The 25,746-nt window shown below is 30.6% G+C and carries 24 protein-coding genes; 4 read left to right on the forward strand and 20 right to left on the reverse strand.

What is annotated here, in order from left to right; genetic code table 11:
* Window positions 1-120: 120 nt before the first annotated feature.
* From nifU to BUB36_RS00765, 14 genes are all read right to left on the reverse strand, one after another.
* Window positions 121-564: a Fe-S cluster assembly scaffold protein NifU gene (gene nifU, locus BUB36_RS00700; RefSeq protein WP_073146434.1), complete on the reverse strand. Its 444-nt coding sequence runs from the start codon at window positions 562-564 to the stop codon at window positions 121-123.
* A gap of 15 nt (window positions 565-579) precedes the next feature.
* Window positions 580-1,749, reverse strand: coding sequence for a cysteine desulfurase NifS (gene nifS / locus BUB36_RS00705; RefSeq protein WP_073146435.1), 1,170 nt, complete (start codon window positions 1,747-1,749; stop codon window positions 580-582).
* 149 nt (window positions 1,750-1,898) lie between these two features.
* Complete coding sequence (locus tag BUB36_RS00710; RefSeq protein ID WP_073146437.1) at window positions 1,899-2,348, reverse strand: RrF2 family transcriptional regulator; 450 nt, start codon at window positions 2,346-2,348, stop codon at window positions 1,899-1,901.
* A gap of 227 nt (window positions 2,349-2,575) precedes the next feature.
* On the reverse strand, window positions 2,576-3,889 hold the full coding sequence (locus BUB36_RS00715) for a glycosyltransferase (protein ID WP_073146439.1): 1,314 nt from the start codon (window positions 3,887-3,889) through the stop codon (window positions 2,576-2,578).
* 67 nt (window positions 3,890-3,956) lie between these two features.
* Entirely contained in the window at window positions 3,957-4,703 is a 747-nt protein-coding gene (locus BUB36_RS00720; RefSeq protein WP_073146440.1) for a sulfotransferase family 2 domain-containing protein, read from the reverse strand.
* Window positions 4,704-5,112: 409 nt separating this feature from the next.
* The gene (locus tag BUB36_RS00725; RefSeq protein WP_073146442.1) at window positions 5,113-6,216 is read right to left on the reverse strand and encodes a DegT/DnrJ/EryC1/StrS family aminotransferase; all 1,104 of its coding nucleotides are present in this window, start codon (window positions 6,214-6,216) and stop codon (window positions 5,113-5,115) included.
* A 1-nt stretch (window position 6,217) separates the two neighbouring features.
* Window positions 6,218-6,862, reverse strand: coding sequence for an acetyltransferase (locus tag BUB36_RS00730; protein ID WP_073146444.1), 645 nt, complete (start codon window positions 6,860-6,862; stop codon window positions 6,218-6,220).
* A complete protein-coding gene (gene gmd, locus BUB36_RS00735; RefSeq protein ID WP_073146446.1) occupies window positions 6,859-7,887 on the reverse strand; it encodes a GDP-mannose 4,6-dehydratase in 1,029 nt (342 codons plus the stop codon). The genes BUB36_RS00730 and gmd overlap by 4 nt, the downstream gene beginning before the upstream one ends.
* A gap of 102 nt (window positions 7,888-7,989) precedes the next feature.
* Complete coding sequence (locus tag BUB36_RS00740) at window positions 7,990-9,366, reverse strand: mannose-1-phosphate guanylyltransferase/mannose-6-phosphate isomerase (protein WP_073146447.1); 1,377 nt, start codon at window positions 9,364-9,366, stop codon at window positions 7,990-7,992.
* A 405-nt stretch (window positions 9,367-9,771) separates the two neighbouring features.
* Complete coding sequence (locus tag BUB36_RS00745) at window positions 9,772-10,938, reverse strand: glycosyltransferase family 4 protein (protein ID WP_084111552.1); 1,167 nt, start codon at window positions 10,936-10,938, stop codon at window positions 9,772-9,774.
* A 401-nt stretch (window positions 10,939-11,339) separates the two neighbouring features.
* Window positions 11,340-11,546 (reverse strand): DUF2061 domain-containing protein, encoded by a 207-nt coding sequence (locus BUB36_RS00750; RefSeq protein WP_073146449.1) that lies wholly within the window; start codon window positions 11,544-11,546, stop codon window positions 11,340-11,342.
* Entirely contained in the window at window positions 11,537-12,166 is a 630-nt protein-coding gene (gene cysC, locus BUB36_RS00755) for an adenylyl-sulfate kinase (RefSeq protein WP_073146450.1), read from the reverse strand. The genes BUB36_RS00750 and cysC overlap by 10 nt, the downstream gene beginning before the upstream one ends.
* A gap of 51 nt (window positions 12,167-12,217) precedes the next feature.
* Window positions 12,218-13,150, reverse strand: a complete 933-nt coding sequence (locus BUB36_RS00760) for a beta-1,6-N-acetylglucosaminyltransferase (RefSeq protein WP_073146452.1) — start codon at window positions 13,148-13,150, stop codon at window positions 12,218-12,220.
* A 63-nt stretch (window positions 13,151-13,213) separates the two neighbouring features.
* Window positions 13,214-14,284, reverse strand: a complete 1,071-nt coding sequence (locus BUB36_RS00765; protein ID WP_073146454.1) for a glycosyltransferase family 2 protein — start codon at window positions 14,282-14,284, stop codon at window positions 13,214-13,216.
* A gap of 225 nt (window positions 14,285-14,509) precedes the next feature.
* On the opposite strand from BUB36_RS00765, the gene BUB36_RS00770 reads away from it, so the two are divergent.
* Window positions 14,510-15,241, forward strand: coding sequence for a glycosyltransferase (locus BUB36_RS00770; protein WP_073146456.1), 732 nt, complete (start codon window positions 14,510-14,512; stop codon window positions 15,239-15,241).
* 298 nt (window positions 15,242-15,539) lie between these two features.
* Here BUB36_RS00770 and BUB36_RS00775 read toward each other — a convergent pair whose 3' ends face one another.
* The gene (locus BUB36_RS00775) at window positions 15,540-17,399 is read right to left on the reverse strand and encodes a GTP-binding protein (protein WP_242655691.1); all 1,860 of its coding nucleotides are present in this window, start codon (window positions 17,397-17,399) and stop codon (window positions 15,540-15,542) included.
* 35 nt (window positions 17,400-17,434) lie between these two features.
* A complete protein-coding gene (gene cysD / locus BUB36_RS00780; protein ID WP_073146459.1) occupies window positions 17,435-18,316 on the reverse strand; it encodes a sulfate adenylyltransferase subunit CysD in 882 nt (293 codons plus the stop codon).
* Window positions 18,317-18,464: 148 nt separating this feature from the next.
* Between cysD and BUB36_RS00785 the strand changes: the two genes are divergently transcribed.
* Together BUB36_RS00785 and BUB36_RS00790 are read left to right on the forward strand one after the other, a co-directional pair.
* A complete protein-coding gene (locus BUB36_RS00785; protein WP_073146461.1) occupies window positions 18,465-19,196 on the forward strand; it encodes a sulfotransferase family protein in 732 nt (243 codons plus the stop codon).
* 60 nt (window positions 19,197-19,256) lie between these two features.
* Window positions 19,257-20,015, forward strand: coding sequence for a sulfotransferase family protein (locus tag BUB36_RS00790; protein ID WP_073146463.1), 759 nt, complete (start codon window positions 19,257-19,259; stop codon window positions 20,013-20,015).
* Window positions 20,016-20,103: 88 nt separating this feature from the next.
* Here BUB36_RS00790 and galE read toward each other — a convergent pair whose 3' ends face one another.
* The 4 genes from galE to BUB36_RS00810 form a co-directional block, all read right to left on the reverse strand.
* Window positions 20,104-21,078, reverse strand: a complete 975-nt coding sequence (gene galE, locus BUB36_RS00795) for a UDP-glucose 4-epimerase GalE (RefSeq protein ID WP_073146464.1) — start codon at window positions 21,076-21,078, stop codon at window positions 20,104-20,106.
* The gene (locus BUB36_RS00800; RefSeq protein WP_073146466.1) at window positions 21,075-22,025 is read right to left on the reverse strand and encodes a UDP-glucuronic acid decarboxylase family protein; all 951 of its coding nucleotides are present in this window, start codon (window positions 22,023-22,025) and stop codon (window positions 21,075-21,077) included. The genes galE and BUB36_RS00800 overlap by 4 nt, the downstream gene beginning before the upstream one ends.
* Complete coding sequence (locus BUB36_RS00805) at window positions 22,022-23,350, reverse strand: UDP-glucose dehydrogenase family protein (RefSeq protein ID WP_073146467.1); 1,329 nt, start codon at window positions 23,348-23,350, stop codon at window positions 22,022-22,024. The genes BUB36_RS00800 and BUB36_RS00805 overlap by 4 nt, the downstream gene beginning before the upstream one ends.
* 248 nt (window positions 23,351-23,598) lie before the next feature.
* Window positions 23,599-24,684, reverse strand: coding sequence for a glycosyltransferase family 2 protein (locus BUB36_RS00810; protein ID WP_073146469.1), 1,086 nt, complete (start codon window positions 24,682-24,684; stop codon window positions 23,599-23,601).
* Window positions 24,685-24,869: 185 nt separating this feature from the next.
* On the opposite strand from BUB36_RS00810, the gene BUB36_RS00815 reads away from it, so the two are divergent.
* The gene (locus BUB36_RS00815; protein ID WP_073146471.1) at window positions 24,870-25,610 is read left to right on the forward strand and encodes a sulfotransferase family 2 domain-containing protein; all 741 of its coding nucleotides are present in this window, start codon (window positions 24,870-24,872) and stop codon (window positions 25,608-25,610) included.
* The last annotated feature ends 136 nt before the right edge of the window (window positions 25,611-25,746 follow it).

Genomic DNA, 25,746 nt, shown 5'->3' on the forward strand with positions numbered 1-25,746 from the left:
TAATATAATGAAAATCTGAATCTTATCTCTATTTTAACCTATTATGATAGATTCTATCGCTAAGATTTTAATATTTAAGGTTACAAAGGATATAACCCAAATCATATATAACCTGGGTATTTATTCTTCACCATCGCCATCATGATGGTCATGCACATCCTTGGCTGGTACATAATCTTCTAGTCCAGGTATAACAATATTGTTTTTCTGTGCATAATCATACAATGCCGCTTTGACTGCCTGTTCAGCAAGTACAGAACAGTGTACCTTTGGTTTTGGCAGTCCATCTAAGGCTTCAACAACAGCATTATTTGTTAGTTTAACAGCCTCCTCTATACTTTTACCCTTAATTAGTTCAGTAGCCATGCTTGATGTAGCTATAGCTGAACCACATCCAAAGGTCTTAAACTTAACATCAGTTATAATACCATCATCAACTTTTAGATAAATTTTCATTATATCTCCACATTTTGCATTTCCTACTTCACCAACACCATCAGCTTTTTCAATTTCACCAACATTTCTAGGATTCATAAAATGATCCATTACCTTTTCTGAATACATGTTCTTGTCCTCCCTTTATTTTACCTTTTCATATAATGGAGACATTTGTCTCAATCTATCAACAATAGTTATCAAATTTTCTATAACATAATCTATATCCTCTTCAGTTGTAAAATCCCCAATAGTAAGCCTCAAAGATCCATGGGCTATTTCATGGGTAAGACCTATTGCCATAAGAACGTGAGATGGATCTAAAGAACCCGATGTACATGCCGAGCCACTTGATCCAGCAATGCCTACCATATCCAAGCTAAGCAGTAGAGATTCTCCCTCGATAAACTCAAAGCAGAAGTTAACATTTCCAGGATGTCTCTTAGTTGGATGTCCATTTAACCTTACATAATCAATATTATTTTTAATCCCCTCGATTAATTTGTCTCTAAGCTTTTGTATATGTGCAATATGAGCGTCAAGGTTTTCTATAGCAAGCTCAGCAGCCTTTCCAAATCCAACTATACCTGGAATATTCTCTGTTCCAGCTCTTCTTTTTCTTTCCTGAGCTCCCCCATGAATAAGTGGATGAATCTTGACTCCTTTTTTTATATAAATTGCTCCAACACCCTTAGGTCCATAAATCTTATGGGATGAAAAATTCATAAGATCAACACCTAATTCTTTTACATCTATAGGAATATTTCCTAGTGCCTGTACAGCATCAGTATGGAAATATACTCCCTTTTCCTTAGCTATTTCTGCTATTTCCTTTATAGGTTGAATTGTTCCTATCTCATTATTTACAAACATTATGGAAATAAGTATAGTTTTATCAGTAATGGCTTCCTTTAGTTGTTCTAAATCAATCATTCCGTACTCATCTACATCAAGGTAGGTTACCTCAAATCCATTTTTTTCAAGATACTCACATACATGTAAAACTGCATGATGCTCAATCTTAGAAGTAATTATATGGCTCCCTTTATTTTTATTGGCAAAGGCTATTCCCTTTATAGCCCAATTGTCTGCTTCAGACCCTCCTCCAGTAAAAAATATCTCACTAGATGCTGCACCTATGGCTTTAGCAATTCTATCTCTTGCAATATCAAGAGCTTCCTTTGCTTCCCTACCAAAGGAATGTATACTTGAAGCATTGCCAAATTTCTCATTGAAATATGGCATCATTTCATCTAAGACTTCCTTTTTCATCGGCGTTGTTGCCGAATAATCTAAGTAAATTCTTTTTTTCATAAGCTCATCACCTCAACAATAGTTATATAGAGTAAATTGCATAATTATCGTCTTGAAAAATTTACTACTATATATAGTTATAAAAAGTTCTGGAACTATACCATATTTATTATGCAACTTAGTCAAATTAGTATTATGCAATTTCCTAGTTATATATAATACATAAGGGAATCCGCATTATTCAATTTTTTATGATCATCAACCATATCCTGCAAGGTTATTGAATCAATCACCTCGTCTATGCTGTCTTTGATTTTTCCCCATATAGTCCTTGTAACACACTGCCCAAGTCTAGAACAATCGCTCTCTTCATCTTCAATAACGCAATCTGCTGGAGCAATAGGACCTTCTAAAGTCCTTAGTACATCTCCCACAGTGATATTTTCAGGCTTGTCTGCCAGAATATATCCTCCTTGAGCTCCTCTAATACTCTTGACTAGCCCAGCCTTTCTTAAAGTAGCAAAGAGCTGCTCTAAATAATGAAGGGATAAATTTTGTTTTTGAGCTATATTATTTAAAGGGGTTGGTCCTTCTCCATAACTCAAAGCCAACTCAAACATCGCTTTCAAACCATATCTTCCCTTTGTTGAGAGTTTCATAATATCACTTCCTCCATAATCCCAAGTATTTTAGTTGGAATTCATTCTAAGTATATTATACCCAAGTAAGTTTGTCAACATTCAAAATAATTATTTTTTATTGTTTTCTTATAAGTATAAATCTATGGGCTTCTAGCCAATAAAAAATGACCATCGGAAAATTTCCGAAGGATCAAAGATTTTAAAGTGAGTTTATATGATATTATGGTATTTATGTTAACTTTGCCTTATTCAATAACCTCCTCGATTAAGGTTTGATATTCCTGTGCAACATCAGCCCAAGTTCTTGTCATAACATCCAAAGTTGCTTTTTTTTGTTCCTTTAGCTTTAAATCATCTGCCTTCCATAAATCTTCGATTGCCTTCTGAATCTCTTCAGATGAATATGGGTTAAATGTTATAAGATTATCTATATCAGTTATAATTTCTTTGACAACCTCAATATTACTCATTGCTACAGGTGTATTCATAGTTAAAGACTCTAATATCTGAAAGGGGCAGCTCCCTTCAAAAAGGGTTGGAATAATTGTTCCTACTGCATATTTATATAGTAACGGTACATCATTTGATGGAAGTCTACCTAAAAAAATGATGCTATTACGAAGATTTATATCCTTACATTTATTAAGTACAGTCATAATTTCTTTTTGTTTAGGTCTATTCAGATAATTATCAGTCAAAACTAAGGATAGTTTTGAATGGTACCCTTCTTTTGTTCCCCTAAATTTTAAAAAAGCTTCAATAAGTCTATCATGATTTTTGTGATATCTAATAACAGAAGGATAAACGATATATTTATTATGAAGATTATATTTATCTCTAAATGCTTTTTCATCGTATAAATTAATAGTTTCATATTCTTTTTTGGGAGGAGCTAGTCTAATAACATGTGTTTTCCACTTAGGCAATTTTAAAAATTTCAAACCTTCGTTATTTCTAATAAAATTAGAGTTGAAAACAACCTTAACTGCTTTTTTTGCTACTTTATTGGCAATACAGGTGAATTCATCATAAAAATTTGGCATAGCTTTATACATTTCCTCAAAATGCATATAAACCAAATCATGTAAGCAAACTATAAATGGCTTCTTTAGCCAAAGGGCTAATTCCATTCCAATATAGGGCACAATCCAGATATCTACTGGTATATTCTTATTTATCCAATCCACGCTTTTAAAACTCTCAATAAATAATCTGTTAGGAAAATTTGATATGCACTTTTTAAACGCATCTTCAATAACATGATAGTTTTGATTATTAGTCAAAATAATAATCAATGCCTCTTTATCATTGTCTAGTAGCCCTTCAATAAGGCGTATAACAAATCGTCCAATCCCCTCTCCTTCAAAACCACCTATCCCTAAATACATCGAGTACCCAAGAAAAAAACCTATTATTCTTTTGGATTTCCATTTTTGCCTGCTTAACTCATTTAAAAAATTTGAGGTTTCTTCCCACATGATTCCTGACGAATAATATATATCTTTATTAAAGCTCTGCTTTGAACTACCTCTTATTTTTATTGATTTTTCTATACTCAACTCTGAATTTACCTCCCTTCAAATATGAATTAAATCAAATAATAGATATAATTGTTAAATTTCTTAATCACAAACCTTTATGGGTGCTCTTAAAAATATCTAGTTCTTGCCTATCCTGAAATCCCAATGCTCGAATTTTATTTTCTAATATTTTTCTAGCAAAGTTATATAACTCTAAATCAATCTTGTTCTTTTCCTTTATTTTATTTATAGTTAATTTAGATATTTGGTTTCTATTGGGACGACTAGGATTTGAATTTTCTTTACTATAGTCTATATTATTCCAACCTAATTCCTTTTTCATGATAAATACAGATTCGTCAAATAATTCTGTTATTCCTACAACTGAAAAATATTTTGTTAAATTTTGCTTTGCCCTTTCTAAATCAGCTGTTCCATCCCCACATATAAAATGAGTTTGTACGTTATCAGTAAAATAATTAAACTCATCACTACTTATATATTCTTCAAAACTACTATCAAATTGATTATACTGTGGATTTTTGTATTTAAAATAAAACCATGAAATAACTTGATCAATAGGATTACGCAACATTGTAATGTAGATAGATGAACGTGAAAAATAATTATGCACACCAAACCAAAAATGTCCACAAAGTGTACTAGCCTTTTCTAGTTCATCCTTATAATCTAAAACACCACTAGGTATTAGTCCACTTCTATCAGCACTATAACTAATATTTCTAAGATACTGATTTCTTATAATGTTTGTTAATGTAGTTCCTCCAGTTTTAGGTATATGAAGAAAAATAAGTAATTTGTTTTGATCGTTGTTCAACTTATTATCGGTCATTACAAAAATATCTCCCTTCTTTATACTTAAATAAAAACAGTCTCGTAGAATTCATCCCCTATTTCATTCTACGAGCTGCAAATCTTCATTGATGATTATATATAAGCTTTTCACCAAATCATTTAATCCTTTCTAAACTAAAAGTAACTATTTGTCCTGTCATCGTTGGTAAATTCGTTTCAATGGAATTCCTTTAGAAACCATCCTTCTTAACAATATTAAAAAAAAACTCATTTATTGTATTGCTTTTTCTATGGGGTACAATATATGGTTGAATTTTCTTAAAAAAACTCCTAGGTTTTAATCAAAGCAACTTTCCTGTTAAATATTTTTATAAAAACATTGAATTTATCTATTAATTCAGTATAAGTATCTACCATACTCAATCTTTTTAATTATAAATTTTATACTAACAGTATTTTTTGATTTTTATTGATATATAAGCTATATCCTCTTCTTTAAGTAATGCATGTGTTGGAAGATTTATTCCTCTTTTACTAAGCTTTTCTGCAATGGGATACTTTTCTTCTGTCTCTTTATATGGAGGCATAGTATGAACTGGATAAAACACTGGTCTAGTCTCTATTCCATCTATTTTTAATAATTCTATAAATTTATTCCGAGAAACTTTTACCGTATCCTTTAGTAATATTGAAAACATCCAATAGGAATGAATTGCCCAATTTTTCTCAGCTTGAAATTTAATGTATTCTGAAAGGTTTTCTAAGTATTTATAGTATAAATCTACAATTTCTCTTCTTTTTTTTAGATGCCATGAAATATTTTCCAATTGCCCTAAACCAATAGCAGCCTGTATATTGGTCATTCTATAGTTATATCCCACAACTGGATGCCAATAACGCTTAACTGTATCCATTCCTTGACTTTTTAACATCCTCATTTTCTCATTTAATTTATCATCATTGGTCACTACCATGCCACCTTCACCAGTAGTAATGATTTTATTTCCAAAAAAGCTAAAGGTAGAAATATCCCCCATTGATCCTGTAGCTTTACCTTTATAAAAAGCCCCATGAGCTTCGGCTACATCTTCAATAACAAAAAGATTATACTTTTTAGCTATCTTAATTACAAGGTCCATATCAACTGGATGACCGTATAGGTGGACTACAATTATCCCCTTGGTATTTGAATTGATTTTTTCTTCGATGCGATTTGGGTCAATATTCCATGTATCAGGTTCACTATCTACAAACACTGGTTTTGCTCCACAGTATGTCACTGCATTTGCAGTTGCTATATATGTCAAAGTAGGAACTATTACTTCATCACCTGGTCCTATATCAAATGCTAAAAGAGCAAGGTGTAATGCTACCGTTCCATTTGTGCAGCTTATTGCGTGCTTGGTGTTACAGAAGTTTTTAAATTCCTCTTCGAATTTTTCCACATATTTTCCCTTGGAAGAAATCCAAGTAGTATCTAAACATTCATTAACATATTTTTTTTCATTCCCATTTAAGATTGGACTAGCGACATGTATTATATCCTTCACTTTATATCCCCCTAATTCCTCTTATTATCTTTGCTGGAACACCATAGGCTAAAGAATAGCTAGGAATATCCTTAACTACTGCAGAGCCCACCCCTATAATGCTCCACTTACCAATCTTTACTCCATCTCTAACATTACAACCTGTTCCTAAAAAAGCTCCATTCTCTACATTTACATATCCTGATAGACTTGAGCCTGGAGCCACATGACAATTATCACCAATACTACAGTCATGGTCTATAGATGCATTTGTATTGATTATTGTATTATTACCAACAATTGTATTGGCATTTATTACTACTCCAGGCATAATTGCAATACCATATCCTAATTTAACAAAGTCTGATATATATGCATTTTTACTAATAACATTGATTAATGAAAAGCCTTCAGCAATTAGATTCTCTGATATTTTATATCTAAGCCTATTATCACCCAAAGCAACAAAGGCATATCTAATCCCACTATTGTATAGTCTAGATATGATACTATCATCTCCCATAACATCATATCCTAGGATTTTAGGTTTATATTTATAGTTTTTATCAAGGCAACCAATAATTTCATAATCTTTATCCTTATTCAAAATATCTATAATTACCTTTGCGTGTCCTCCAGCACCTATTAGGATTATCTTTTTTTTCATGCTCCCACACCTAATTCATTGCTGATTATTTTATAATCCCAATCAACCATTCTTTTTATTAATTCCTCAAAGGATATTTTTCTCTTCCATCCAAGCTCTTTTTCTGCCTTTGAAGGGTCTCCCAATAAAATATCCACCTCTGCTGGTCTAAAATATTTGGGATTTACCTTTACTATTTCTTTACCTGTTTTCTTATCAATACCTCTTTCTTCTATACCCTTACCTATCCACTCAATATCTATATCTACATGCTTGAATGCAATAGTAACAAATTCTCTAACCTTATGGGTTTCTCCAGTTGCTACGACATAATCCTCTGGAGATTTCTGCTGAAGCATAAGCCACATAGCTTTGACATAATCCTTAGCATGTCCCCAATCCCTTTTTGCATCCAAATTTCCAAGTTCTAGCTTTTCTTGAATTCCCAACTTGATTTTAGCTGCAGCCTCAGTTATTTTTCTAGTTACAAACTCTTTTCCTCTTCTTTCGGATTCATGATTAAACAATATTCCTGAGCATGCAAAGATGTCATAGCTCTCTCTATAGTTTTTGGTTATCCAATGTCCATAAAGCTTTGCTACACCATAAGGACTTCTTGGATAAAATGGAGTTGTTTCCCTTTGGGGAATTTCCCTGACAAATCCAAACATTTCGCTGGTAGAAGCTTGATAAAGCTTTGCATCAGGCTTCACAATACGTAAAGCTTCTAGTATATTCATAACTCCTAGAGCATTTATCTGTGTTGTTGATATAGGCTGTTGCCAAGACGTAGCCACAAAGGATTGAGCTGCTAAATTATATATTTCATCTGGTTTAGATATTTTCAAAGCGTTTGCTAAAGATATATAATCCGTCATATCGCCATATATTAACTCAATTTCATTTTTTAAATGTTCAACATTACCAAAATCCCTTTTGCTTTTCCTTCTAAATAATCCATACACCTTATAACCCTTTTCCAATAGTAATTCTGTTAAATATGATCCATCCTGACCTGTTATTCCTGTAATCAAAGCTGTTTTCATAAACATCATCCCCATTTAGAATATTAATATAAATCTTTTTATTCTTTTCTTTTATTACATAGTATGTTTATGATATTTATTTTGACAGCCTTTAATTGCTTTTCATTTAACTCTTTCATAATCATCTTCGATCCGAACTATATCATCCTCCTCAAGATAATCTCCTATTTGGGTTTCTATAATCACTAATTCCACCTTTCCACAATTCTCAACTCTGTGTATTTTACCCAGTGGTATATATATTGAATCATTTGAGCTGAGTATAGATTCTTTGTCTTCCAGTGTAACCCTTGCTATTCCACTTGCTATGGTCCAATGCTCACTTCTATGAAAATGCTTTTGTAAAGATAGTCTCCCACCAGGCTTAACTGAAATTTTTTTTACTTTGAATCTATATCCTTCTTCTAATGTTTTAAAATGCCCCCATGGACGATACGTGATAATATGGTTTTTTACTATATTTTCTTTATGCAGCTTTAATTTATCGATAATTTCTTTAACTTTATAGGATCTTCCCTTCTCGCTTATTAACAGCGCATCCTCCGTATCAACTACTATTAAATTATCAACATCAATTGCTGCAATAGTTCTATCCTTCGATATGATCAAATTATTATAAGAGTTCTCTAATATAACTCCATCGGATAAAATACAGTTAGAATCCTTATCCTGTTTTAAATTCTCATACAGTACTTCAAAGCTTCCTAAATCTGCCCAACCTATATCCGAGGGTATAACCTTTAATTTTTTACTTTTCTCCATAATTGAATAATCCAAGCTAATAGAAGGAATTTGAAGCATATCTTCAAGCTCTATTCTAAGGGGCTTATGAGTTTTAGCATTTTTTAAGGCTTCATCAGCTAGTTTATGGATATGGGAAGCATATATTTTTAACTCATCTATAAATGCACCTACCTTAAAAACAAACATTCCACTATTCCAATAGTAATTTCCCTTTTCTAAATACATCCATGCAGTTTTTTCATCAGGCTTTTCTTTAAAGGACAAAGCATCATTTCCACAGGCTTCTATATATCCATAGTTAGTATCTGGAGAATCGGGCTTTATTCCGAAGGTTACTAGATAACCTTTCCTTGCTAATGTTTCAGCTTTATTTAGTACTCTACTATACTCTTCTTCATTCATTATTAGGTGGTCTGAAGGAGTCACCAATACTATGTCATCTTCTTCTAATGTTAAACAGGCTAAGGTAACTGCAGCCGTTGTGTTTCTTCCTATTGGTTCTAGGATAAAGCTATTATTCTGTATATCTATGTTATTAATTTGATTTAATGCCAAATCATATTGTTCACTATTTGTAACTATAATGGTTTTGCTGCAAAGTTTACTATTCCTCTTTAAGGTTTTTTCAAATAATGATTCACCTTGGAAAAATTCATAAAATTGTTTTGGATAAAGCTTTCTTGAAAGAGGCCATAATCTACTACCACTTCCTCCACAAAGCACTATATTTATCATTTCTTTCACTCCCAATTATGATAAGATATTATATATATCAACATACAAAACTCTTTATTTGTAATAAGCAAGTCCCTGATTTCCTAATATTACAATATGTATAAAGTATTTTGATGTGCATTGATTTCAACTTTTTATCCCATTAATAATAAAGGAGCGCCTTAAATTTAAAGCACTCCTTTATTTTTTAGTATTAAATTAAATATGAATATAAATTAGCTTATTGTACTATGTTATACCGCAGGAGTGTTAATATTTCCTTTTCGTTCATGTAATAAACCTGTTTTTTTATATAAATTTGAAGAAAAAAACAGGTTTATAAAAATCACTCAAATGAAATATTAACACTCCTTAAGTTACCTCAAAATAGAAAATTATATTTACTACTTGTGGCATTTTAAAGCATTACAATAATCTTAAGCTTTCCAATCGTTCTCTTATCATCTTTCCAATTCTCTGTGGACTATATAGCCTTCTAATAGTTTTTTTTCCATTTTGGGCTATTTTATCATAATAATCTTTGTTGGAAATCAATTCCTTCATATAATAAGCACATTGGTCCCTATCAGCCTCTGCCCAAATCTGATATGCCTTATATGGCCCAATATCCTTGCCTAACTTGACTAACTCATAGTCAACAGGACAAGAATTATCATAATTCATAAAATCCTTATTTCCCGACCAATTTGTTCCAATAACTGGGATTCCTAAATACATAGCTTCTGCCAAAACTAATCCAAAGCCCTCGGAACGATGTAAGGATACAAAGCAATCACACATATTTATTAATGCATTTACATCTGAGCGTTCTAATTTTTTCTTTATAAAATAGATATTATTATATCCCTTCGCTGATTCAGTTAACTTATTTATCTCATCAGGCTTAGAATCTGAATTATTTATCTTTATAACCAATCCAACACTAGTGTCCTTAGGACTAAAGGCATCTTTAAAGGCTTCTATGGTTCCCTGTGGATTTTTTCTGTCTTTAAAGCTCCAACTATCATACATGGTTAAAAACAAAAACCTATTTTCAGGCAGGTTAAAATCCTTGCGACAAATCCTACTAATACTATCAACCTTAATACAAGGTGGTATAAGCTTAACAGGCACTGGTGATTTTACTTTTATGCTATTTAAAGTAAATTCCGATGCTGCCCAAACCTCATCAACATACTCAAAGGCTTTAGTCCATTCATCTGGGAAGTCTGGAAGCTCCCAATACCAGTATCCAATACTATAACGTTTATCCCAAAAACTTCTTCCCAGCCAATTATAAACACCCTCGAAGTGGTCAGGATTTACATGGAAAATATTTACATTATAAGTTGATTCATCTGCATCTCTATAGACCCATGATAATTCGTTCCTCCACTCATCGGAATTCTTAAGACTATAATTAATACCACCTGTCTTCAATGCTTTAGCTGTCAATCTACATGCTTCTCCTAGCCCTGTCTCTTTTTTATAGCAGGTTACTAGATTAACCCCTTTTTCCTCTTTCTTTTCGCAGTACCATTCAAGCTCAAAACTAAGGCCCCCAAGCTTTTTATTGGTATCATTCCTCACCATAGGTTAAACCATCTCCTCTTATTTGAGCAAATTGCATAATTACCTTCAGCAAAAACTATCTACTATATATAGTTTTAGAATCTACAGAGGCATACCATCGAAATATATTTTATTCTAAATAACTAAATTAAGGACAATATTCGCATATGCAATTCTGCCAAGTTAGAATTATGCAATTCCCTCATTTTAAAGGCAATTGCTATTACTACATATTAATCTAATCCACTAAGCTACTTTAAGGAGTTTTAATATTTCATTTGAGTGATTTCTATAAACCTGTTTTCACCTTTAAAATAATATAGAAAAACAGGTTTATTACATGAATGAAAAGGAAATATTAAAACTCCATGGTTGAAATATAATAATGAATTATTTTAGTACTCTCTTATGCTTAAATAGCTCTATACATTATCCTCCTTATTCAATTCTATCTTCTCCCAAACTGTTTCATGTAAATAATAAATAATCATTTTAAAAACACTTTCCATTATAGTAATCAATCCCGCTATTTTTATTTCTCCACTTATTATATAAACTATTGTTAAGGTCGTTAAAGATGCTATTACTCGCCATGTTAAAGATTTTAAAAGCTTTCTCTTCAACGACATACTAAATCTACTTCTTTCATAATCATATCTATCACCATCAAAGTCGATTCTTTTATAGTTGTAATAGTAGTATCAATTATTAGATCAGGTTTTTCTGGTGTTTCATATTCAGAGGTTATTCCTGTAAAATCCTTTATTTGTCCTCCTTTAACCTTCTTATAAAGCCCTTTAGGATCTCTCTCAATACATACTTTTATATCTGCCTTAACATATACTTCCCTAAAATTATCTGCTCCTATCCTTTGCCTTGCAAAATCCCTCATTTTTCCAATAGGGGATATACATGCTACTAAAACAATAAGTCCAGCATCTTTAAACAAAGCTGCTGTCTCTGCTATTCTCCTTACATTCTCATTTCTATCTTTCTTAGAAAAGCCTAAATCTGAACATAAACCATGCCTAATATTATCTCCATCCAATACATATACAGCTTTATTTAATCTAATCAACTCTTTTTCTACTTCTGCTGCTATAGTAGATTTTCCAGCTCCAGATAGCCCTGTAAACCATACAACAAGCCCTATTTGATCTAAATTCTTACATCTATCCTCATAGGTAACTTTACCTTTATGCCAAAATATATCTATATTCTTTTTTACATTGTTTTTTGTTCTACACATACAATCAAAACCTCTCAGCTATTGATCAGTATTTTATCTTATAAAGCTTCATTACATAATTCTATTTAGAATCATCTCAATGATTTCTTTATCAACATTTATATCAAACTTTCTAGCAAATAATTTATTACTATTAATAATTTTATTAAAACATTTTTTTGTTAGTATATGGGGATGCATTTCACCAGATTTTCCTTCAGTATATCTTAAGTTGTCATTTACTACCCTATGCTTTAAATATGAGTTCAATATAATTGTTTGAAAAAAACCTTCATCGGGTAATAGGGTATATTTGTAAAAATCACAATAACTTTCATTTTTATCAACATAATCTATAATATATTCGCCACATTCCTTTGTTATTGTCCACCACTGCCATCCTGCAAAGGGCTTAATATCTTTTAAAAATTTTCTCTTGTCCTTTGCTTTTTTTTGCATTTCATATATCTTCCATGATTTTTCTAATCCAAGTTCTTCAATAAACCAATAGTAATTGATTCTATCCATTGGCTTAGGAGGCCACCATCCTTGAATTTTATGACTAAAAAACTTGATAAATTCTCTTCCCTGATTTTGTTTTAAAAACTCAAGAATTTCATATTTATTTGATATAGGCAAATCTTGACCACTATGCAAACTTATATAATCAAATTCATCTCTTTCCAAGGCTTCTTCTAATAACAATAGTGTCGCAGCAACATCGCCATATCCGCCCCATGTTATTCTTTCTCTTTTTTGAGTAAAAATAACATTTTTCTTGTCTTTTATTTGATTTAGACAGCTATCATCAATGATATTACTTTTTTTATCAATATGAATAAAAAAAGCAGTTTGTTCACAATCTAAAGCATTTATAAAATCAACTATTTGAGAAGGGTTTTTATGGGCTAGTATTAAAAAAGCTACCTTGATATTATTTTTTTTCTTAAGATTATTTAGCTTTTTATCGCAGGTTTTCACATCATAGTCCAATACAAATTCCATTAGTACCACCTTTCATATATGGATATACTTTTCAAGCCTATATCCATATAACCTCTATAAAAATCATTCAATCATTTCTTTTTTTAATTCACCATATTTCTTAGCCAATAATTCACAATTTTCAAGCACATTTTTTAAAGCCCCTATTTCTTCATCCTTTGTATATTTTATTTTTAAAGGTTCACAAAAGGATAAATCTATAGGGCGGAATATTATTTCATCGCAATTTGTAGAAGCTAGCAAAGCATAATTTTTAGCTATATTTATTAGGTCTTCTTGGCTAAAATCTTCACCATTTTTAATTCTTTTATACAATTCCCCCCAATGCTGACTTTCAGGTTTCTGTACATCATACCTAGTCAAAGCATTTATCCATCCACAAAGGACTTTAGATTTTAATTGTTCTAAAGATCTAATGGGATAATGTGCTATCATCAAATCCTTGTTTTGAAAAAAATCATATATACTGTTATTGATATATAAATAATTACCATTATTTTGTATAAAAACTGTATGGTTCCCCTGTGATATTCTAATGTCATTGTTTAATGCAAACTTCTTTGGAATTATGACCTTACCTAAAGGCTCTGTATCCCAACGGACATACCTTATTCTTTTTGGAATGAACTTTTCACTCTTATCGTCCGATAAATTTGGTATATAATTTTTTCTAATTACATGATATGCTTTATTTTCGTCAATCCCATTTAAAATATCTATTGGATTACCTTTCCCATCTGTTCTTACAAGAAATTCATCGGCATCAAGGGGAACTATAATATCAGGATCATATTTTTCTAATGTATAATAAAGTAATTTTGTCATTTTTATACCTTGAACAAATTCAATACTATTGTCTTTTAATATATATAAATTTTTACCTTCCTCCTTTAATTTTTGTAAAATTTTCAAAGTAGCATCAGAACTATTATTATCCTTTATCACTATACCATCAAAAATTTCACAATGATATCTTACAAAGGATTCTATTATATCAGCTTCATTCTTTACCATACTAATAGCAAATATTTTCCTCTTTTTAGCTTCTGTTTTGATATTTGTTTTCTTATTAATCTTTGATTCATTACAAAACTCAATAATTACATTATTGTTACCAAAATATTTTTGTATCATCTCAACCTCCTTTTATTCTCTTAAGCTATCCTATTCTATTTCAATCTTTTTTCAATTCTTCACAAATACCTACTCCGATTTATATAGTTCTACCTAGTTTATATATATGTTTTTTCTAAACTTGTGTTCATTAAAAAAGTCCCATAAAAACAAATAAAATACATAATAATTAAGGAAATTTCATAATATTGAAATATATTTACAAATAAAGGAGTGATGTTTTAGTTGTCAATAAAATCTGAAGTTTTTGAACCTGGAGTTTCAATTATAACTACAACTTGTAGACTTAATTATATGGATTCGGTTTTTCAGAATTACACTCGACAAAACTATAAAAATAAAGAATTAATTATTGTTCTAAATAATAACAAAATGGATATAGAAAAATATAAGAAAAGGGCAAAAAAATATAAAAACATAAAGGTCTTAAAGCTCGATGAAACCGCCACTTTAGGTCAATGTAGAAATTTAGCTATTAGCCACACAAGCCTTGACTATATTGCGATCTTTGATGATGATGATTATTATGGTCCAAACTACTTAAAAAGCTCTATTAAGGTTTTTAATGAGGTCAATGCCGATATAATCGGAAAAGCTTCCTTTTACATCTACTTTGAAAAAAGTAAGACCCTTGCAATTTTCCATCACAATCACATAAATCAAGAAAATCAATATGTTGAACATGTAGCAGATCCCAGTATGATCTTTAATCGTAAGGTTTTTGAAACAATAGGATATTATCCTAATTCTCATACTGATCCCGATGCAGTATTTCAAGGTTACTGTATTAATTACGGATTCAAAATATATTCTATAGATAAGTTTAATTTTGTTTTACATAGACACCCTAATCCATCTAAACAGCATACATGGAAGGTTGAAGAAAAGGATATTTTAAAGGCTTGTTATATTGTGGAGAAGAATATCGCAGACTACACTAAATGTGTTAATAGGTAAAAATAAAAACTCCTTTCTGCCTACATTATTATTATGGATTTTGCAGAAAGGAGCTTTTTTGTGAGAAATTGCATGTTTCAATTTAAGTAAATTCAAATAACAAAGAGCAAATGCAAACTATTATCAATAAAATTTCAGAAGCAGAAATTAAGGTTTTTAGTACCTAAAAGAATGACCTTAAAACTTGGAACATGGAACTTGCAACTAAAATGCGTCGAAGACGTCTTTGTTCTTGTTCTCTTTACTTGTATAATAGCTTTACTTCTATATTCCTAAATAATCTTTAGGCTTTATCGTATTACCATGGTTTAAATATTATTCCTTTATCTTGTAAAAGCACTTTTATTTTTGCAGCTGCTCCTTCAAGTTTATAGGTAGAAGGAATAAGTAGATTATATTTGATATCTGTAGTTACTCTTTCTCCTATCCAAATAGTCTCAATATTTTCTGAACTTATTGCTGTTTTAATTATATTTAAATCAGCTTGAGATAGTTCTGTTGCAGTTACTATTAGTATTAATCCTGCATCTAGTATTATTTTTGCCACCTCTGCCAGTTTTCTCAAAGACTCAACCTTATTATTTTCTATTTCATTTCTTTTATCTGCATCAACTCCATAAAGTAGATTTCCTATTCCTAGGAAATAAGCTATCTTTCCATCCTTAACTAGCTTCTTTTCAAGTGCCTTAGCAATGCTTTTTTTATCTTCTTTTTTTGTTCCTGTTATTAGTATTAAAGCAGGAGTCTGGTTATATATTTCCGCCCTTTCCATGGGACTTATCCAGCTTTTTTCCCATTTATTATCTCTAATCAAAACTTTGTCCCTTACCCATGTCTCCTTATCTTCTAGGTCTTCACAAATAATTCCTCCACCTGATATTTTATAATCATCAACTAATACAAATCTACTCATTTGAACTATATCCTGAGTCAGATCAAAGGCTATAGCCCTATCTAACTTCAAAATACATTCAGCTACTTCATATTTCTCTATTTTTTCCTTATTTTTATGCTCTAACGTTGACGAGTTCATTACTGATATTATTTTTTCTAGTTTTACACTTACCTTTGCAGTGCCTAATTTGAAATAGTATTTTTTATTTTTTATCATTGGTTCTTTTCCAAGCCAAAATATATTGGTTCTTATTCTACTTGTAATTCTAGGCTTTTGTTCATTTAAAATAGAAGCTACTTCTCCTCTTGTTATATATATTTGTTCTTCCAAAGTAAATCCTGTGGCACTCCCAGCTTCTGACATGATTTGTTTGTCTTTATTAAAGGCTTCTATAGATTTTACCTTGCTTTTTTTTCCTGAAGGATAGAAGATAACTTCATCTCCAACCTTTAATTTACCAGACATAACTGTACCTGCAATTATCCTTCGTGTATCTCCATCTTTAGTGAATTTGTATACACCTTGGACAGGCATTCTAAAGGGCTTATCTGTAAGCTTTCTTCCAGTTTTAAAGTTGTCTAACATTTCCAAAACAGTTTTACCTTTATACCAATCCATATTTTTTGATGAAAAAGCTATATTATCACCCTTTAACCCACTTACTGGAATAAAGGATGTTACATTCATGTCTATTTTTTTAAGAAACTTTGAAAAATTATAAGCGACTTTCTTATACACATCTAAATCATAATTTATCAAATCCATTTTATTAATTAATACTGTTACCTGTTTAATTCCAAGCATAGATAGCATATATCCATGCCTTCTTGAGTTTTCTCTTATTCCTTCACTGGCATCTATTACTAACAAAGCGGCTTCTGCCCTTGATGCTCCTGTAATCATATTCTTTAAGAATTCGATATGTCCTGGTGAATCTAGTATTATATAATTTCTTTTTTTTGTCTTAAAAAAACATCTTGCTATATCTATAGTTATCCCTTGAGCCTGTTCCTCTTTTAATGCATCTAACAGGAATGCATACTCAAAGGGCTTTGAATTCTTTCTACATGTCTCCTTTACATGTTCTAGCTTACCCTTTGGTAGAGAACCAGTATCTGCTAGCAATCTACCTATTATAGTACTTTTACCATGATCTACATGTCCAACAATTACAATGTTCATGTCTTCTTTAATTGACAATTGACAATTGTCAATTGTCAATTCTTTATCAGTCTTTATATTTGAAGTCATGGCTACACTCACTCTCTTTCATTTTTTCATTTACAATTGCCAATCACCTACATATATCCCCCTGTTCTAAGCTCCTCCAATCCTCCACCATCTTCTTTATCTTGGTCTCTTCCTGCTCTTTCAGCTATATTGGAAAATTTTCCCGTTTTTAATTCTTCTATTATTTCATCTACATTTTTAGCTGTTGATTCTACAGGTTTAGTACAGGGATAACAGCCTAATGATCTATATCTCTTACCATCTCCTTGATTAAAATATAGGGACACCATGGGAATATTTTCTCTTTTTATATATTCCCATATATTAAGTTCAGTCCAATCCAGCAATGGATGAATTCTTATATGAGTTCCTGGTACAAAATCTGTATTAAACTGATTCCAAAACTCTGGAGGCTGGTCTTCTACCCCCCAGTTACTATCCTTATCTCTTGGTGAAAAATATCTTTCTTTAGAACGGCTTCCCTCCTCATCAGCTCTTATACCTACAATAACTCCCGTGAAAGGGTCATTATTTTTATCTATCTCATATTTACCAGTATCATGATTTATTCTATATCTTGTCCAATTACCATTAAGTGTATTGGCAAGTGCCTCAGTCTTTAATTTTTTACAACAATTAATTCTTGTAGTATTTCCATCGGGGAATGTTTGTTTTTTTTCTAACGCTTCTTTATTTTGCCCATATATCATATCAAGCTTCCAATCTAAAGCCAATCTGTCTCTATGCTTAATCATTTCAGGAATTTTAAAGTTTGTATCTATATGAACTAGTGGAAAGGGCACATGGCCAAAAAAAGCCTTTCTAGCTAGCCATAATAACACTGTACTATCCTTTCCAATAGACCATAGCATACAAAGATTTTTAAATTCGCTGTAAGCTTCCCTTAGAATGTATACACTCTTTGATTCTAATCTATCTAAATATTCCACTAACTTCCCTCCTTCTGTCCTATCTCATTATATTCTGCAGCTTAGATTTTGTTAATTTTTCACATCAAAATGCCAATATATTTATCATCACATAGAATCAAAAGCTTTCATAATATATACTGCAGAACAAGAAAGGAGATAGTTAGAATTGCTTCCAAATTTCATATGTCCAGGTACACAAAAAGCAGCTACAACAAGTCTTTATGCTTTATTAAAGCAGCATCCAGATATCTATATTCCTGAATGTAAAGAAACTCATTTTTTTGATTCAAAAAAATATTATAAAGGTTTAGATTTTTATGAAAAGAAATTTTTTAATAAGGTAAAAGAAGAGAAAATCGTAGGTGATATCACTCCTATATATATGTATTTGGAATATATACCAAAAAGAATCTATCAATGCTTAGGGAAAAATATAAAGTTTGTTTTTATGCTTAGAAATCCCATAGATAGGGCTTATTCTAATTATTGGATGTGGTATCGTAATGGATATGAAACAAAAACCTTCGAAGATGCAATAAAATCAGAAAAATCAAGAATAAATAAAAGTAGATTCAACAAACGTTATTACAGTTATATAGATAGAGGGTTTTACGCAAAGCAGATCAAAAGATATTTAAAATTCTTTAATAAAAAAAACATGAAATTTGTCATATTTGAAGAATTTGTTGATAATTTATATAATGTTACAAATGAAATATATGACTTTCTAGAGGTAAAAAGAATGAATAAAATTAAATTTATTAAGCTTAACAACAATCCCTTAAAAGTTCCACCAATTCATATATCTACTAGAAAAAGCTTATTAAATTTATATTATGATGACATAAAGGAATTAGAAACAATAATAAATAAAGATTTAGGAAACTGGCTATTATAAATTTTATACAAAAAAATATACTGTATTTTCATAATATTAATAATCTATAGGAGGATTTTTATGATTATAAATAAAGAAAAATATACAAGTGATGTGATTATTTTCATTCACATATTAAAAACTGGAGGTCAAACATTACATTCTATTATAGAAAAACAATACAAGAATAATTATTATATTAAGTCTCCATATTGGATGCAGCAAGGCTTTTCACAATATCTTGAAAATTTTGATGTAGATGAGATTAAAAGAATTGAAGTGTTAAGGGGTCATTTTCATTTTGGGGTCCATAAATATCTACCTCAAAAAAAATGCAGGTATATGACCTTTTTGAGAAACCCTATTGAACAAGTAATTTCTTTTTTCTACTATACACGCACTAGAAAACATCATCGTCACTATAAAGTATTGAATAACATGACATTTGATGAGTATATAAAAAATGAAAATTTCAATTGGACAACAAGTAATGTTCAGACTCGTTTTATATCAGGAAATAAGCATAAGAAAGGTGACTTTGAAACAGCAAAAAAAAATCTAGAAAATTATTTTAGTATAGTTGGCATTACAGAGCGATTTGATGAATCTTTATCTTTAATGAAAAAAAAGCTAGGCTGGAATATTGATTACTATAAAAATAAGAACATTACAAAAAATAGACCTAATATAAATGAAATATCAAATGAAACCATTGACATTATTAAGGGGAAAAATGAAAGTGATATAAAATTATATAAATTTGCTAACAAGCTTTTAGATGATCAACTAATGCCAGAAGGATATGAACCTCCTAATTATTGGTCAGAGCTTATTTTATAAAACAAAATAAAGCTAAGATTTGTATGTGGGATTTAAGAGATTTAAACTTGAACATTGTCTTAACCTATAATTAATCTTTTTTTAGCTTTTATACATTATATATTTTCCTATGCCAATTCCATGCTGTTCTTATTATATTATCCAAGCTATGATACTTAGGTTTCCATCCCAGTATGTCCTTAGCTTTTTTAGCACTACCAATCAATATCCCAGGATCCCCAGCTCTTCTTGACACTTCTGTAGTTTTTATATCTCTATTCGTAATTTTTTTTACTGCCTTAATAACTTCTTTAACCGAATATCCATCGTTATTTCCTAAATTAAATACATCAGACTGCCCTCCAACCATCAGATGCTCTAATGCTAAAATATGTGCAGCAGATAAATCCTCTACATGGATATAATCTCTGATACAAGTACCATCGGGAGTATTATAGTCAGTTCCAAATATTTGTATGCTATCTCTTCTTCCTATAGCTGTATCCAATACCAGTGGAATTAAATGGGTTTCAGGATTATGCTGCTCTCCTATTTCGCCATCTATATCAGCACCCGCAGCATTAAAATAGCGTAAAGAAGCATATTTCAATCCATAGGCTCTACTAAAATCATCTAATATTTTTTCAACCATTAACTTGCTTTTTCCATAGGGACTTATGGGATTTTGTGGATGTTCTTCAGTGATGGGTATTTCTAAGGGAATACCATATGTGGCACATGTTGATGAAAAAATGAAATTATATACATCATATTCCTTCATAACCCTTAATAGATTTATCGTATTCATCACATTATTTACATAGTATTTCTCAGGATTCCTCATGGACTCATCCACATATGCAAAGGCTGCAAAGTGCATTACTGCATCTATTTTATATTTTTGAAACACTAATCTGATTTGATCAATATTAGCTAAATCACCTAAAACAAAATCTCCCCATTTTACAAATTTTCTATGCCCATAGCTTAGATTATCAAACACCACTGTTCTATAGCCTTTTTTATTAAGATTTTTATTCACATGACTCCCTATATATCCAGCTCCACCTACTATGAGAATCATAATTGACTCTCCTTCAATAAATCATTAAAGTATCCTATTGTCTTTTTCAATCCTTCATCAAGCTTTATCTTAGGTTCCCAATTCAATATTCTTTTTGCAAGTTCAATTTGCGGCTGTCTCATCAGAGGATCATCCTTAGGTAATGGTTTATATATGATACTTGATTTTGATTTAGTCATTTGTACTATCTTATTTGCTAGCTCTAAAATCGTATATTCTTCTGGATTACCTAGATTAACTGGTCCTAAAATATTATCATCTGAATTCATCATGCTTATAATTCCATCAATTAAGTCATCTACATAGCAAAAACTTCTTGTCTGGCTTCCATCTCCATAAACAGTGATGTCTTCACCCTTCAAGGCTTGAACTATGAAATTGGATACTACTCTACCATCTTTTGGATTCATCCTTGGTCCATAGGTATTGAAAATTCTAATTATCTTTATTTTTAAATTATATTGCCTATAATAATCAAAAAATAAGGTTTCAGCACATCTTTTACCTTCATCATAACAAGCCCTTGGGCCGATAGGATTAACACATCCTCTATAGTCTTCAGGCTGAGGATGAATTTCTGGATCACCATAAACTTCGCTTGTACTAGCCTGTAACATTTTGCTGCCAAGGCTCTTTCCAAGCTCTAACATATTCATTGATCCTATAACACTTGTTTTAATGGTCTTTATAGGATCTATTTGATAGTAAATTGGGCTTGCTGGACAAGCTAAATTATAGATTTCATCAACATCTACATATAATGGATAGCTTATATCATGCTCCATAAACTCAAAATTTTTATTTGTAAACAAATGCATAATATTATCTTTGCTTCCTGTAAATAAATTATCTACACATAAAACTTTATTTCCTTCCTTTAAGAGCCTCTCACATAAATGTGAGCCTAAAAAACCAGCTCCGCCTGTTACTAATATTTTTTTTCTCATTCTGCAACACCTATCTGAAAATATTCAAATCCACAATCTTTTATAATCATATGATCATATATATTCCTTCCATCGAAAATAATCTTACCTTTAAGCCGCTTAGATATTTCTTCAAAGTCAGGACTTTGAAACTCTTTCCACTCTGTTATTAAAATCAATGCGTCAGATTCCCATAGAGCTGTATATTTGCTATTAACGAATTCAATATTTTCTTTATCCTTTAAAAAATAATTTTTAGCATTAGAATTTGCCTTTGGATCATATGCCCTTATTTTGGCTCCTCTATTAATTAATTCACTAATAATGGTTATAGAGCTTGCTTCCCTTATATCATCGGTCCCTGGTTTAAATGCCAACCCCCAAACAGCAAAGATTCTGCCCTTCAAATCATGTCCGAACCTTTTTAACACTTTTTTTACTAAGACGTATTTCTGTGCATTATTTACTTTTTCTACAGCTTCCAATATATTAGGAATATATTTATTTTCCTTTGATGTTTTTATCAATGCCTTAACATCCTTAGGAAAACAACTGCCTCCATATCCACATCCGGGATTAATAAAGCTATACCCTATTCTTTTATCACTACCTATACCTCTACGGACTTTATTGACATCTGCTCCTACTACTTCACATATATTTGCTATTTCATTTATAAAAGATATCTTCGTTGCTAGCATGGCATTAGCTGCATATTTTGTCATTTCTGCACTCCTGATATCCATAGTAATAAAGTCACCGTCATTCTTGATAAAAGGAGCATATAAGTTTCTCATAACCTCCTTTGAAGCTTCATTGTCTGTTCCTACAACTACTCTATCGGGTTTCATAAAATCCTCAATTGCAGTACCTTCCTTTAAGAACTCTGGATTTGATATTACTTCAAAACTAATATCACTTTTTCTTTTATTAAGCTCATCTTGAATAACTTTCCTTACCATATCTGCAGTCCCTACAGGAACAGTGGATTTATCTACAATATACATATGCTTTTTCATATTTTGTCCAATAGTTTTAGCAACAGATAATACATATTTCAAATCTGCACTTCCATCTTCATCCATTGGAGTTCCTACAGCAATAAAGCATATATCACTATTATGCAAGGCTTCTATTATATCTATAGTAAACATCAGTCTTTTATTTTTGTGATTGATTTCAACCAATTCCTCAAGTCCTGGCTCATATATGGGTAATATACCTTTTTTAAGATTATCTATTTTTTTTTCATCATTATCTACACAAATTACATGGTTGTCCCTATGAGCAAAACAAGCCCCAGTAACTAATCCTACATAACCAGTACCTATAATAGAAATATTCATATTTCTACCACTCCTTTAATTATTCTTCAGCTAGTTTATTTTATGCAAATCTAAATATTATGTGCTGCTTATGTAGTTATTAGATATGTTTCCATTAAAGACAAAGGCACCCATAGTAGGACACATTTCAATTGTAAGTATTAATATTTTTCTACTATATAGGATTTACATAGTAAAACTTAATTTATACATGTACAAATACTCAACGTTTCTGGACGTTTTGAACATGTATAAATTAAAGTCTTTACTTAAATTCCTATACCTTTGTTAACATTTGAATTCATGTATTTCTTCTTTAAAAAAGCATACTCTTTTGCTAAAATTTCACAATTATCAAGTACATTTTTTAACGGCTTTATTTCTTCAATCCCTGTGTATTTTATTTCTAATGATTTACAGAAAGAAATATCTATTGGAAAATATATGGGAGTACCATCATATTCTTTTTTCAAATTATAATTTTTAGCTATTTTGATTAAATCTCTTTGAGACAAATCACCTTTACCATCTTTAATATCTCTATACATCATTCCCCAGTGCCAGCAATCAGGTTTATCCGTATCGTATCTACTCAGTTCATTAATCCATCCAACTAAAATCTTTGACTTAATTTGATTTACTGATCTAACAGGATAATGGGCTACAATAAGTTCATCCATTACATCTGGGTATTTTCTTTCTTCCCCAATAAATATAGTATGGTTTCCTTGTACTAATCTTACAGGATTTTTATGGGCAAAATCCTTTGGAATAATTACTATACCTTGTATATCCCTTTTCCAACGTGCATACCTTATTCTTTTAGGAATAAATTTTTCATCTTTATTATCATCAAAGTTTGGAATATAATTCCTCCACTTAATACGATAAGCTTCATCAAGACTAATTTTATTTAGAATCTTCTTAGGGTTCCCACTATTGTCTGATGTAGTTAAAAATTCATCTGCATCTAGTGGTATAAGAATATCTGGATTATATTTTTTTATTGTATAATATAGCAATTTTGTCATTTTTACACTTTGTGTATATTCTGTATTGTTATCCCTCAAAATATATATTGGTTTTCCTTCAGATTTTAATTTTTCTAAAATATTAAGTGTGTTATCGGAGCTGCAATTATCCTTGATAACCATTCCATCAAATATATTACAATGATATCTAACAAATGATTCTATTATATCAGCCTCATTCTTCACCATACTAAAAGAGAACACTTTTCTATCATTTATATTGTTGTTTTCTATGATTTTAGCTTTAGTTAAAGATTTATCTAAATTACTATCGCCAAATTCAATTATGGTATTAGGACTTTTCTGTACTTTTTTTCTATACATAATACTTTATCTTCCCCTTTAACCATATTAATACACACTACAACTTTTTATTCTGATACATTATATGCTATACTATTAAAACTGTTATTTCTTCCTCCTTAAACCTTGTAACCCAAATAGTAACATTGATATGGCTTAATCATATTATGTATTGAATAAAACAGAAACTATTTAGGAGGATTTATATGATTTTCAATAAAAAAAAAGAAACTAATAGTGTTATCATATTCCTTCACATACCAAAAACTGGAGGCTTTACACTTAATTCAATTATCGACAAGCAATATCGAGGTTTTTTTGATATAAAGGGTTTTTTTGATTATGGTTGGCAAATCCCTCTGGCTGATTATATTAACAGCATTGGAGATATAAAAAAGCTTGAGGTTTTGCGTGGTCATCTATTTTTTGGTGCTCATAATCATATACCACAAAAGAATTATAATTATATAACCTTACTTAGAGCCCCCGTGGAACGGGTAGTTTCAGAGTATTATTTTATTAGAAGATGGAAGAACAATCGTCCCTTACTTCAAGCTGTAAAAAAAATGACTTTACATGAATTTGTCACAAAGAAAGAATACAATGGTATTACATCAAACCGTCAAACCCTCATGATAGCTGGACAGTATGATTTAGCTAAAGCAAAATATAACCTTGAAAAGCATTTTTCCATTGTAGGTATTACTGAACGATTCGATGAAACACTTTATGTGCTTGAAAAAAAATTGGGATGGAAAATAAATAAATATAAAAAAGAAAACGAAACCAAAAACAGACCATCTATTGATGAAATTGATCATGATACCATAGAAATAATTAGAGAAAAGAATCAAAAAGACATAGAACTTTATAAATTTGCAAATGAATTACTGGATAATCAATTAAAGCAATTAAAGAACAGCTTTTTTGCTGAAATAATGTGTTAAAAAATATTAAAACTCCTAGGATAAGAACTAGCTTAACGGGTGGATAAAATCGTCTAGCGACGCATTTTAGTTGCAAGTTACAAGTTCCATATTCCAAGTTTTAAGGTCATTCTTTTAGGTCTAAAAAATCTTAATT

It is taken from the genome of Paramaledivibacter caminithermalis DSM 15212 (assembly GCF_900142245.1).
In the GTDB taxonomy this organism is placed as follows: Bacteria; Bacillota; Clostridia; order Peptostreptococcales; family Caminicellaceae; genus Paramaledivibacter; species Paramaledivibacter caminithermalis.